The organism is Azospirillum sp. TSH64, assembly GCF_003116035.1.
In the GTDB taxonomy this organism is placed as follows: domain Bacteria; phylum Pseudomonadota; class Alphaproteobacteria; order Azospirillales; family Azospirillaceae; genus Azospirillum.
On record NZ_LGQW01000015.1, the window covers coordinates 5941424 to 5953230 of the forward strand.

An 11807-nucleotide genomic window follows, 5' to 3' on the forward strand; every position below is an offset into this window, starting at 1 on the left:
GCCGTCACGACCCGTAGCCGGGGATGCGGAAGGCGGCGGCGATACGGCGCACCACCAGCACGGCGAGGCTGGCGATCACGAGGTAGATGACCCAGATCAGCAGCATGACCTCCAGGTTGCGGAAGGTTTCCAGCATGATCTGCGTCGCGCCGTACATGATGTCCGCCACGGCCACGAGCACGGCCTGGGACGAGGTCTTGATCAGGCTGACGATGTTGCTGGTCATGGGCGGGATGCTCATCCTGAGGCCGATGGGCAGTTCGACGTGGCGGAAGGTCTGCAGCCGCGAATACCCCAGCGAGCGGGCGCCCTCGACGGTCTGGGCGGGCACGGCGAGCAGCCCTGAGCGGATGATCTCGACGGCGATCGCGCCGTTGTAGAGGCCGAGCGAGAGCACCACGCAGGTGAAGCCGGTGAACAACGGGATCCGTCCGCCCGTCACCGGATCGGTGAGCGTCAGGCCGATCTCCGACAGCATGAAGTACAGGAAGAACAGCTGGACGAGCGGCGGCGTGTTGCGGAACAGTTCGACGAAGATCGTGACCGGCGATTGCAGGAACCGCACCTTCAGATGAAGAAGGGCGGCGCCGGCGATGCCGATTACGAACATCAGGACCATGCCCAGCAGGCTGAGCAGGATCGTCGTGCCGACGCCGCGCAGCAACCATGTCTGATAGAGGGGATCGAACAGCCAACTGAAATCGAGCGTCATGCCGGAATCCACACTGTCTGACGTTTGGCGGGTTTCTGCATGCGTTCAGTCCCGGCCGTTACGGATGAGCGGAACCGCGTCGAACTCGTCGAGCCGGTTGATGCCCAGCAGCGCCATGGTCCGGGTGATCTCGTCCTTCATCAGGGACAGGGCATGCTCCACGCCGATCCGGTCGCCAGCCGCCGCCGCCAGCAGGAACGGCCGCCCGACGAAAACCAGTTGGGCGCCCAGCTTGACCGCCTTCAGGACGTCGCTGCCACGCCGGACGCCGCCGTCGAACATCACGGTCAAGCGGTCAACCTGATCGGCGATGCGCTCCAGCAGGTCGAGCGAGCCTTGGGCGCAGTCGATCTGCCGGCCGCCATGGTTGGAGACGATGACGCCGTCGACGCCGATCTTTTCCGCCATTCGCGCGTCCGGAGCGGACATCACCCCCTTGAGGACGAGCTTGCCCTTCCAGCGCTGCCGAAGCCGTTCGATGTGCGTCCAGGACAGGCTCGACCGCCGGCCGATGTCGCGGACGAGCGTCCGGGAGAACACGGGCGGCCCCCGCTCCGCATCCATGTTCTCGAAATGCGGCGCGTTGCGCGTCAGCAGGCTGCGCAGCAGCACGCGCCACAGCCAGACCGGCCGCGTCACCCCCTGCCACGCCAGATCGGCGGTCGGCCGCACCGGCGAGCGGAAGCCGTGGCGCGCGGCGAGTTCGTGCTGGCCATGCACCGCCGTATCGACGGTCACCACCAGCGTGTCGAAGCCGGCGCGCTCCACCCGCTCGACCAGCGGAAGGATGCGCGCCTCGTCGCCGGGAATGTAAGCCTGGAACCAGCTCGTCGCGCCGGCTTGGCGCACCTCCTCCAACCGGGTCAGCGAGGCCCCGCTCAGGATGAACGGAAGCTTCGCCCGCGCCGCCTCCTGGGCGAAGAGCACGTCGCAGTCCGGCGCCACCAGCCGGCTGAACCCCATGGGCGCGATGCCGAACGGGCTGGCGTAATCGACCCCGAAGATGCGCGTCGACGCGTCGGTCCGGGAGACGTCGACGAGAACGTTCGGGATGAAGGACCGCTCGGCGAAGTTTTGCAGGTTCCGGCGATGCGTCGCGCCGTCCTCGGCGTGGCCGGAGACGTATTTGAAGATCGCCCGTGGCAGCCTCCGTTCCGCCATCGGTTCGAAGTCGTTCAGGCACAGGGCCTGCTCCACGACCCGTGGCGTTCGCCGCGACGTGACCTCGATCTTGTGCATGCTGTCTTTCCGATCATGCGGACGAGCCGGCCGCGGTGGAGGGCCTCAGTTCGCCGCGGCGGCCTTCACCTTCGCGTCGGCGGCCCGCTTGGTCACGTAGTCGCTGACGCCGAGCTTGTACTTCTTCTCGCCCTCGACCATCAGCCCCGACGCCTCGGCCCGGATGATGGCCTTGTTGACGGCGTTCAGGAAGGCGGGTTCGTTCTTGCGGACGCCGCCGCCGATGGGGATGTAGTCGAAGGTGTCGAGCGCGATCTTGTACTTGTCGCTCCAGCCCTCCTCGGCGACCTTCATGTGAAGGTTCGGGCCATCATACGCGATCGCGTCGCACCGGTTGTCCTGGAAGGCCTTGTAGATCTCCGAGGTTCCGGTGAACAGGACCAGATCGGCGCCGTATTTCTCGATCAGCGTCCGGTTGTAGACGTTGCCCTGGCTTCCACAGAGCTTGTGTCCCTTGACGTCTTCCCAGGATTTGTACTCCGCGCTCTTCGGCGTCAGCAGCACCATCCCGGCCATCAGATAGTATTCCGCCGTGTAGTCGATGATCTTCTCGCGCTCGGCCGTCTTGCCCAGCGTCGCGAAGATCACGTCGATGCGCCCGGCGTTCAGCAGCTCGATGCGGTTCGAGGCCACGACCGGAACCAGTTCGATCGCGGTCTCCGAGCCGAACATGTCCTTGGCGACGGCGCGCGCGAGATCGATCTCGAAGCCGGTCAGTTCGCCCTTCTGGTCGAGGAAGCCGAAGGGCACGTAATCGTTCCGGATGCCGGCGATCAGCTTGCCGCGCTGCTTGACGCGGTCGAGCTGATCGGCCTTTGCCTCGGCGCAAAAGACGAGGCTGGTCGCCAGCAGGGAGAGGAGGGCAAGCGGCTTGGCGAAACGAGGCGTCATGAAGATCCCCTTTTGCTTGAGCGCACGAGAAATCGATGGGATCGGCGCTTCGGAGCTTATGATCGCGTTGTCTTTCATAATGTCATAATAGATAATTTGCCCCTGAGAATAAGCTGAACTTATGGCTGGGTCCGATGAACGTCCGACAGATCGAGGCCTTCCAGGCAGTCATGGCGAGCGGCAGCGTGACGCGTGCGGGGGAGCGGCTGAGCATCTCGCAGCCCGCCGTCAGCCAGTTGATCGCGCAATTCGAACGGAGCTGCGGCTTCCGCCTGTTCAACCGCCAGGGCAGCAAGATCACGCCGACCCGCGAGGCCGAAGCGCTCTACAACGAGGTCCAGCGCATGTTCATCGGTGTCGGCCAGATCGCACGGGTGGCGACGGCGCTGCGCGACCAGAACTGGGGCTCCGTCAGCGTCGGCGCCTTCCCGGCTATCGCCCGGCGTGTGCTGCCAGAGATCGTGTGGAGCTTCTGCGAGGCGCATCCAGACATGCGCTTCCGTCTGGAAAGCATGCGCTCACGCAGCCTGATCGACGCGGTCGCGGCCCAGCATGTGGATTTCGGCCTGAGCATCCTGCCGGGCGACCGTCCCGAGGTGGTCAGCGCGCATCTGCACCGCCTGCGCGGGGTCTGCATCCTGCCGGCCGGGCATCCTCTGGCCGAGCGGCACACCATCCGCGCCCACGACCTCGCGAACGAGGATTTCATCTCGCTCGGTCCGCAGGATCATTCGCGCTTCATGATCGACCGTGTGTTCGACGAACTCAAGGTGCCCCGGCGCAGCCGCATCGAGGCCGGCCAATCGGAGACGGCCTTTTCCTTCGTTGCGGCCAAGGCCGGCGTCGCCGTGGTCGACCCGATCAGCGCCTTCAACAACGACGACACGCGCATCGCCGTCCGCCGGTTCGAGCCCACCGTCGAATTCGACATCTGGCTGATCCGGCCGAAGGCGGCGCGCTCGTTCAATCTGGTGGACAGCTTCGTCTCGTTCACGCTGGAGCGGCTGGCGGTGTTCGCGTCGACCCTCAACGCAGCTTGAAGGCCGCTCCAGCGCCCGTCCGTTCGGCGGCACTACGACCTCTTCCGCCCCGGGGACCGCGACCTGCACCCCCGCTGGTCGCGGTCCGGGACCGGCTGCTGGAGGTGACCGCGCCGGACCGGTAGCGGACCCTCATTCCCCACCGGAATGGGCCGGCTTACGGCGCCGGACGGGCGCCGCGTCCGAAACAGAGTGCGGACCGCCTTCATCAAGGCGGACAATCGGCAGCGGTCAGCCCACCGGGACGGCGATGAGCATCAGCGGGACATGATGCTGGCAGCCGTACATGTCGCCATCGCCGGACGAACCCTGGGCGCGCGGGCGCCTGATGGTGATCTTGATCGCGTTGGCCATGTCGATCTCGAAGAAGGACGACACCTGCGAGACGTCGATGCCGTAGGCTCTGGCGACCGACTCCGCGCTGATCGCACCGGTCGCGCGAACGGCCTCGTAGCGATCCTTGTCCTTGAACAGGATGTCGAAGGTGATCCGGTAGGGGCCCGCATTCTTGCTGCGGACGATGTCGGCCAGATCCTTGAGCGGGCGCGTGTTCATCTCAGAGATCCTCGTAGCGGACGGGGAACAGTTCGGTCGGGGTGTCGACCTTCATCAGGTGGTAGGCGCTGAACTCGTAGACCGGTCCCAGATCCAGGTCCGAAGGGGAATAGGGGAAGGCGAGGTTGCCGGATGTGTTGATGATGCCCGGATAATGGTAATGCAGCATCGCGCCGCTGATCTGGTGGCACGCCGCATGGGCCAGTTCCTGGTCGGCGGCCGTCACCTCGATCACGAGGCCGATTTCGCGCTGGGGCGCCGTCTCCGGCTCCAATTCCTTCATCACGCCGTTGCCGCCGTAGACGTGGAAGGCCACGGCGACCGGCGCCGGGGCGAAGTAGTCCAGGGCCTTCCGGCGGACGTCGTCCAGGATCGCGTCGAGCGCCCGGATCGTGGTCGGGCAGCGGATGCCGGCGATGGCAATGGAGCGGTAGCCGGCAAGCCTGGCCCCTTCGAGCTTCACGTAGTAATCGGTCGTTTCCGTCAACGTGGCGCCGCGCACCCGGACCTGACGCTCCCCGACCTGCTCGAACGAGCAGCCGGACAGATCGATCTCATGGCCAGGGCCGGATTGCTTGAAGGGGTTCTCGCGTTCGTACAGCGAATGGGCGGCGACGGATTTGACCGAGGCGCGCCTCGCCGTGCTGCCGGGCTCCAGCAGGAAGCTGTCCTCATCCACCGTGCCGAGCATCACGTCCATGGCGAAGGGCTCGGCCGAGAAGGCACCGCATTCGAGAATCTTCCCCATATGGATCGCCAGCGCCGGATCGGCCCCGCGCCAGATCGGGAAGGCGGCGATCACCGAATCGTCGCAGGCCCGGCCGGCGATGACGACGTCCGCGCCGCCGTCGAGCGCTTCGCAGATCGGCTCGTGCCCCATCTGCGCGACCAGCGTCACCGTCTCGTCCAGAAGCTCCGCGGTCAGGGGGGTACCGGCTTCGAAATCGACGATCTCGCCCGCCGTGACCGCCCGTTTGGCCCGCTCGATCGGGATGTCCGAGCGGATGGTCGCGAGCCTGAAGTTCAGGCCCTGCTCCTGGGCGATCTCGCGGACCAGCCGGGCCGTCCGCTCGACCTGGACGCCCGACCCGGCACCGCCGACGCTGCCGACGATGACCGGGATGCCGGCCGCGCGGCCGGCGCGGATGAGCGCGGTCAGTTCCCGCTTGATGCTGACGTCCGACACCAGCGGCTTGCCGGAGCCGAGATAATGCGGTCCCGGATCGGTCGATCCGGCGTCCACCGCAATGACGGCCGGTCCCAGCGACATGCCGCGGGCCAAAGCGTCGTCGCCGAAACCGTATCCTAGCGTCCCCGTCGGGGTGAGCACTGTAATTGCGGTCATCAACCACCTCGAATCGTCAACGAAGGGGGGATCGGGCAGGCACTTCGTTCCTGCCGGCGATCCGGTTGCTCCGCTGGAATTGAGGGCTCGGGCGCCGGTCGGGTCAAATCGCTTGTGGCGGCTCAGCCATAACCAGGGGATATGCCCGCCGCAGCGCTATTCCGGCGCGCCGATCAGCTTCGCGAGCTCCGCGATCCTGGCCGCCAGCCGGGTGCGGACATGCGCGATCAGTGCTTGCGAACTTAGCGAGATGTCGCGGAAGCTCGGCGTGACGACCCAGATGTCGTAGGTCACCAGCGGCCGGAATGGGCGCACGACAAGCTGGGACGGAGCGAAATCGACCGTGCTCAACGGATCCACGATGGCGACGCCGACACCGGCGGCCACGAAGGAGCAGCAGGCTTCGGTCAACTGCGCCTTCAGGACGATGTCGCGTGCGGCACCGCATTCGGAAAAGGCCTGATCGACCTTGAGCTGGGCCCGGTCCTCCTCGGCCATCGCGACGAAACGCTCGCCATGCAGATCCCCGGCTTCGATCACCGGGCGACCGGCCAGCCTGTGACCGGCCGGCAGGATGCAAACCGCGTCCATCGAGCACAGCCTGTCGAAACGGACCCCGGGACGCTCGGACGCGACCATGCCGAAGCCGACATCGACCCCCTGCGAGGCGACCCGGTCGACGAGAAGCCAGGAATTACGGCTCGACAGCGTCACCCGCAGCCCCGGCTTCGACCGCAGGAAGTCCGCCAGGATCGGCGGCAGGACGCGGGTCGCGAGCGACGGAAAGGCGACGATCTCGATCTCGCCATAGTTGAACTGCCGGATGGCGCGGGCCCGTGCCGACACGGAATCGACGCCGAGAAAGACCCGTTCGACCTCGGAGTACAGCATCTCGCCTTCGGCGGTCGGAATGACGCCGTTCTTCTGCCGATGGAACAGGGAGAAGCCGCAGGAGCGCTCCAGCAGCAGGATCAGCTTGCTCACCGCAGGCTGGGACAGATGCAGCTTTTCCGCCGCCCGCGTGAAGCTTCCCAATTCGACGATGGCCTTGAACGCTTCGAGCTGCCGGATGTTCATAACCGGAGGTTATCGTGGATCGCCGCGCGGCACGAGCGTCCCTTTGGGTAGCGTCGAGCGGTTGTTCCGGTGCTCCGTAGGGCACCATGGGGGCTCTGTTGCAAAGTTTGCCGGCAGGCGCGAGACGAGGCGTTGGTGCACGGATGGCAGCGGGCACACTGGGCCTCTCTGCGACCTTGGTTCAGGTGGGGCGGACGGAGTTCGGGCGCGCTTGATCGATCATCCGATTCAGGATGGTGACGCCGATGGTGGCCTCGGCTTGCTGGCCAGGCAACATGCGGGCACGAAGCTGGTTGCCAAGGATGCGCTTGTAGCGCGCCATCGCGGTTTCCGCCTTGCTCCGCTTCCCATAGCCGGTGTGCCCTTGCCATCCCAGGCGACCGTGCTCGGCGATGCTCTGGATGTGGCGGTCCCGCTGTGTCGGCTCGGTGGCGGCTGTTACCCTGGGCACCGCCGTAGCGCGCGGAGGGATGACGACCGTGGCGCCGGCATCCCGGGCGGCGATGGTGCCGCTGGTCTGGCCAAGCAACGGGCCGACCTGGGAGGCGTCGCCGTCGTCGGTGGTCGTCAGCGTAGCGGCGACGATGGTGTTGGTGGTCGCATCGACGGCCAGATGGAGCTTCCTTCAGCTCCGGCGCCCGCGCACGCCATGCTTGTCGCGGTGCCACTCGCCGGCCCCATAGACTTTGAGCCCGGTGCTGTCGATCACCAGGGTGACCGGACCCGCCGGCAAAGCCGTCGCCAACACCGATTTCCGGCGGGCCGCCCGCCGGCTGATCGTGGTGTGGTCAGGCACCGGCAGGTCCAAGCCCAGGAGAGCAAGTAGCGAACTGAGCAGCCCTTCGGTCTGGCGCAGCGGCTGATGGAAAACCAGGCGCACCATGACCGCAGTGTCGATCGCGGTCTGCGAATAGCGCGCCTGACCGCCTGGCGTCTTCCGCGGTGGCGCTCGCCACGCGGCGATCGCCGCGTCGCTGACCCACAGCGTCAGGCTGCCGCGCCGCCGCAGGCCGGCCTCATACGCCGCCCAGTTCGTCACCTGGAACCGCATCTTCGGGATGTGGTGCCGCCGGTCATCGTTGTGTTTGTTCGGCATGCCGAGGATGACCAATTCACGGGAGATCGTGGAGACACCCTTTTACAGGACTACCCGCGATCAGCAAATCCACCCTTCGCCGCCTCCGTGCACCAACGCCGGTTAGAGCTTCAAACCTTCAAAAAAGGTCTTGAGTTCCCGAGCGAGGGCATCGGGTTGCTCTTCCGGAATATAGTGGCCGCTCTTCGCTATGACACCACCTCTAACATCCTTGCCCAATGGTTGCATGGCCTCGAAGATGTTTGGCGCACTGCCCACATCTCCGCCAAGCGCCAAAATTGGAAGTTGGAGTTTGTGAGCGAACAGTTGCTTGTTCTGCTCCATATCCTCAATGACCGCCCGGTAATAGCCCAGCATACCGCGCATGCCGCCAAGCATCCCGTAGACGCGTTCATATTCCTCAATGTCGGTGGCATCGAAAGTTGCCATGGCGTTTGCCGTTTTCCGATTGAAGAACCATTCGATGAGGACACGTTCCCGACCCGCCAACAACGCTTCCGGCAGGTCCTCGATCATGTTGAACAGGAAATGCCAATTCCGCCAGTAATCGGGATCAGCGACCTTGATCGTCGGCTGCAGGGTGACGCCGGGAATGTTCGCGTCAAGGAACACGACACCGCCCAGCTCCTTTTCAAATTCATGCGCATAGGGATAGGCAACCCAGGATCCGACGTCATGGCCGACGAGAAAATGTCGTTCGACGCCCAACGTCTTCAACAGGGAATTGACGCGACGGGCCGTCGTTTGGGTGTCGTAACCCCCAATGGGTTTGTCGGAATCTCCTTGTCCGGGAAGATCGAGTGCGATGACGTGAAAATCCGACGCAAGCAGCGGCATGACCCGGCGCCACGCGTACCAGCTCTGCGGGAAGCCTGCGATCAGCACCACCGTTGGTCCCGATCCGCCGACCACGCAGTGGAAACGCAATCCCGATGCCGCGATCAGCTTGCGCTGGAACGGCACCCCTCCCAATTCCATAGTCCTCGACATGATGGCCCTTCGTTGGTTGGAACTCACAGCGGGTCGCACCCGTTCTGTGGCGGGGCAGGTTGATCAGACCGACTGAACGATTGCGATCAGTTCGACCTCGACGGGAGCGTTGTGCGGCAACTCCGCGACGCCGACGGCGCTTCGCGCATGAGCACCTGCCAGTGAGCCGAAGCGCTCCAGGAACACATCAGACGCCGCGTCGATGACGGCACCCTGGCTGTTGAAGCCTGGAGCGGAGGCGACAAATCCCGTCAGTTTGATGACACGCTGGATGTTCGCCTCGCCCACACTGTCCGAAAGCGCGGCGATGCACGCCTCGGCGCAAAGCCGAGCGGCAAGGCGGGCGGTGTCCAGATCGACTTCCGCCCCGACCTTTCCACGAACCTGCAATTCTCCGGCGATGCGGGGCAATTGTCCGCTCACATACGCGACACCAGCATGGACGACGACGGGCGTGACGCGTGCGCTCGGTGTGGCGGTTGCGGCACCGGTTGTCTTGTTCATGACCATGTTCCGTGTGACTTGGAGTGCATCAGTCGAAATGGGTCATATCGGCTGGAAGAGGTTGGCCGAACCATTTGACGAAGATGGTGTTGAGCTTGCCGTTCTCGATGTTCTTGCGAACCCAGTCATTCACCCAGCCAAGAAGTTCCGGCTCTCCCTTGCGCACGCCGACACCCATCGGGTAGGTCTTCATGGTGAATTTAAAGTCGAGATCGAGCGACTTGTTCTGCTCCTTGATCACGGCAAGATCGGAGAGCGTCGATGCCAGGTATTTCTGTTGACCGGTTAGCATGGCGGTCTTCGTCGTCGCCTCATCGGCGTATCTCACAACGGTGACGTTCGGGACGCCCTTCGTAATCCGCGCAAGCTCAATGTCCGCGGTGACGCCGCTGGCGACGGCAATCGCCTTGCCTTCGAGGTCGGCCGGATTGCGAATGGTCTCCTTGCTCGGTCCGGCAATGTTCAGGGGTATGGTGCCGTAGGGTGCGGAAATGTCGATTACCTTTTTCCGATCCTCGGTGATGGAAACCGCGGCAACGACGATATCGACCTTGTTGCTGATCAGGAAGGGGATGCGGTTGGGCCCGGAGACATTGACCGTCTCCAGCTTCACTCCGAGATCTTTCGCCAACAACTCAGCGGTTTCAAGATCGGAGCCGATGGGTTCGGCCTTGTCGTTGATCGAGCCGAACGGCGGGTGTGAAAAATCAATTCCAACGATGATGCTGCCACGGCTTTTGATCATGTCCAGTTTGCCGGCGGCCGACGCTGGCAGCGCGGCGACCAGCAGAGCCGCCATTCCCACGCCCATGCAGGAAAACCATTTCAACATCTTACTCTCCTGTTCGTAGGTTGTTGTTGCAAGCCGTCTCCAAAACAGCGGGAAGAGCTTGCTTGTTTTTCGAGATACAGAGTATCTGGCCGACGATTTGGCCGGAAAGGCAGGGATCACTCAAATCGTTGATTAAAGATCGCTCTCGACGAATTGCGTGAGTTCTTGAGTCTGTGGGTTGGCGAGCAGACTTCTGTCTCCCGTTTCCCAGACCCGTCCCTGATGCATGAACACGATCTGGTCGGCGACCTTCCGCGCAAACCCCATTTCGTGCGTCACCAGAATCATGGTCATCCGTTCGCGTGCGAGCGATTCAATCACCCGCAAAACCTCGCCGGTCAGTTCGGGATCAAGCGCCGAAGTAACCTCGTCGAGCAGCAACACACGTGGCTGCATCGCCAGGGATCGCGCAATCGCGACACGCTGCTGTTGCCCTCCGGACAGCTGTTCCGGATAACAGGACAGCTTGTCGGACAGACCGACACGATCCAACACATGCTCCGCCAATTTCCCGGCATCGCTCTTGGAGAGCTTGCGCACCCGGATCGGCGCCAACATGACGTTCTGAGCAACGGTGAGATGGGGGAAGAGGTTGTAACTTTGGAAGACGATGCCGACGTCTTGCCGAAGCCGACGGAGATCGACGTTCATCTTCCCCAGCTCCCGTCCGCAGACGGTCAACGAGCCGCTGGCGATTTTTTCAAGCCCGTTGACGCAGCGCAAGGCCGTGCTCTTCCCCGACCCCGAGCGACCAAGCAAGGCGACAACTTTGCCCTCTTCGACCGACAGCGAGATGCCCTTCAGAACTTCGAGGGTGCCGAAACGCTTGTGAACGTCTTCAAACTTGACAATCGGATCCGTCATTTCGCAGCCTCTCGTGTTTTCCCAAAAGAGCGTTCCAGTCGTCTGCTGAGTTTGGAAAGAGGAAAGCAAATAAGGAAGTAAAGGGCTCCCGCGATTGTGAATACAACAAACGGTTCATTGCTGTTATTGTTCACGATGCGGGCTGAGTAGGTTAGTTCCATGAAGGCCAACACCACTGCATAAGAGGTGTTTTTCACGATTTGGACAAAAAATCCGATGGTCGGAGGCGTAGCGATCCGTACCGCTTGCGGCAATATGACGAGGCGCAGGGTGTCGAGGCTGGTCAGAGCAAGGCAATCCGCCGCTTCCCATTGCAGACGCGGCACTGCGCGGATGCAGCCCTTCCAGATCTCGGCAAGAAACGCTGCCGAGTAGGCCGTCATGGCCAAGGCGGCGGCTGCCAAGGTTGGCGGGTCGAAACCGGCGAGCCCCGCACCGAAATAGACGGCAAACATCAAAATCGGCAATGGGATGCCTTGCACGACGTTGATGCCGAAGCCGGTGGCCAGGCGTGTCGCCATCGATTTTGCGGTCAGGCCGAGAGCCAAGGGAAGCCCCAGCAGAGAACCGCCGACAAAGCCGATCAAGGAGAGCAGGATCGTCCAGCCAGCGCCTTGCAGGATGAAGAGTGATTGTTGCGTGGTCAGGTTGAGCATTGCGGC

12 protein-coding genes and 1 pseudogene are annotated in these 11807 nt (G+C 63.6%); 1 reads left to right on the forward strand and 12 read right to left on the reverse strand.

Annotation, left to right across the window (positions count from 1 at the left end; genetic code table 11):
* Positions 1–4: 4 nt before the first annotated feature.
* The 3 genes from TSH64_RS28365 to TSH64_RS28375 are packed head-to-tail and all read right to left on the reverse strand — an operon-like array spanning position 5 to position 2842.
* On the reverse strand, positions 5–712 hold the full coding sequence (locus tag TSH64_RS28365; protein WP_109453124.1) for an amino acid ABC transporter permease: 708 nt from the start codon (positions 710–712) through the stop codon (positions 5–7).
* A gap of 45 nt (positions 713–757) precedes the next feature.
* Positions 758–1951 carry an alpha-hydroxy acid oxidase gene (locus TSH64_RS28370; protein ID WP_109450219.1) on the reverse strand — a complete coding sequence of 398 codons (1194 nt, stop codon included), beginning with the start codon at positions 1949–1951 and terminating at the stop codon, positions 758–760.
* A 45-nt stretch (positions 1952–1996) separates the two neighbouring features.
* Positions 1997–2842: a transporter substrate-binding domain-containing protein gene (locus tag TSH64_RS28375; RefSeq protein WP_109450221.1), complete on the reverse strand. Its 846-nt coding sequence runs from the start codon at positions 2840–2842 to the stop codon at positions 1997–1999.
* A gap of 134 nt (positions 2843–2976) precedes the next feature.
* Between TSH64_RS28375 and TSH64_RS28380 the strand changes: the two genes are divergently transcribed.
* Entirely contained in the window at positions 2977–3882 is a 906-nt protein-coding gene (locus TSH64_RS28380; protein ID WP_109450223.1) for a LysR substrate-binding domain-containing protein, read from the forward strand.
* Between the two features lie 231 nt (positions 3883–4113).
* Here TSH64_RS28380 and TSH64_RS28385 read toward each other — a convergent pair whose 3' ends face one another.
* From TSH64_RS28385 to TSH64_RS28425, 9 genes and pseudogenes are all read right to left on the reverse strand, one after another.
* Positions 4114–4437 (reverse strand): DUF4387 domain-containing protein, encoded by a 324-nt coding sequence (locus tag TSH64_RS28385; RefSeq protein WP_109048626.1) that lies wholly within the window; start codon positions 4435–4437, stop codon positions 4114–4116.
* Between the two features lies 1 nt (position 4438).
* Entirely contained in the window at positions 4439–5782 is a 1344-nt protein-coding gene (locus TSH64_RS28390; RefSeq protein WP_109450225.1) for an acyclic terpene utilization AtuA family protein, read from the reverse strand.
* A 156-nt stretch (positions 5783–5938) separates the two neighbouring features.
* Positions 5939–6859, reverse strand: coding sequence for a LysR substrate-binding domain-containing protein (locus tag TSH64_RS28395; protein WP_109450227.1), 921 nt, complete (start codon positions 6857–6859; stop codon positions 5939–5941).
* 181 nt (positions 6860–7040) lie between these two features.
* A pseudogene (locus TSH64_RS28400) lies at positions 7041–7955 on the reverse strand (IS5 family transposase).
* A gap of 102 nt (positions 7956–8057) precedes the next feature.
* The gene (locus TSH64_RS28405; RefSeq protein ID WP_247873199.1) at positions 8058–8918 is read right to left on the reverse strand and encodes an alpha/beta hydrolase; all 861 of its coding nucleotides are present in this window, start codon (positions 8916–8918) and stop codon (positions 8058–8060) included.
* 90 nt (positions 8919–9008) lie between these two features.
* Entirely contained in the window at positions 9009–9449 is a 441-nt protein-coding gene (locus tag TSH64_RS28410; protein WP_109450229.1) for a RidA family protein, read from the reverse strand.
* A gap of 28 nt (positions 9450–9477) precedes the next feature.
* Positions 9478–10281, reverse strand: a complete 804-nt coding sequence (locus tag TSH64_RS28415) for a transporter substrate-binding domain-containing protein (RefSeq protein WP_199237687.1) — start codon at positions 10279–10281, stop codon at positions 9478–9480.
* A 132-nt stretch (positions 10282–10413) separates the two neighbouring features.
* Complete coding sequence (locus tag TSH64_RS28420; RefSeq protein ID WP_109450233.1) at positions 10414–11145, reverse strand: amino acid ABC transporter ATP-binding protein; 732 nt, start codon at positions 11143–11145, stop codon at positions 10414–10416.
* Positions 11142–11801, reverse strand: a complete 660-nt coding sequence (locus TSH64_RS28425) for an amino acid ABC transporter permease (RefSeq protein ID WP_109450235.1) — start codon at positions 11799–11801, stop codon at positions 11142–11144. Before TSH64_RS28425 ends, TSH64_RS28420 begins: the two co-directional genes overlap by 4 nt.
* Between the last annotated feature and the right edge of the window lie 6 nt (positions 11802–11807).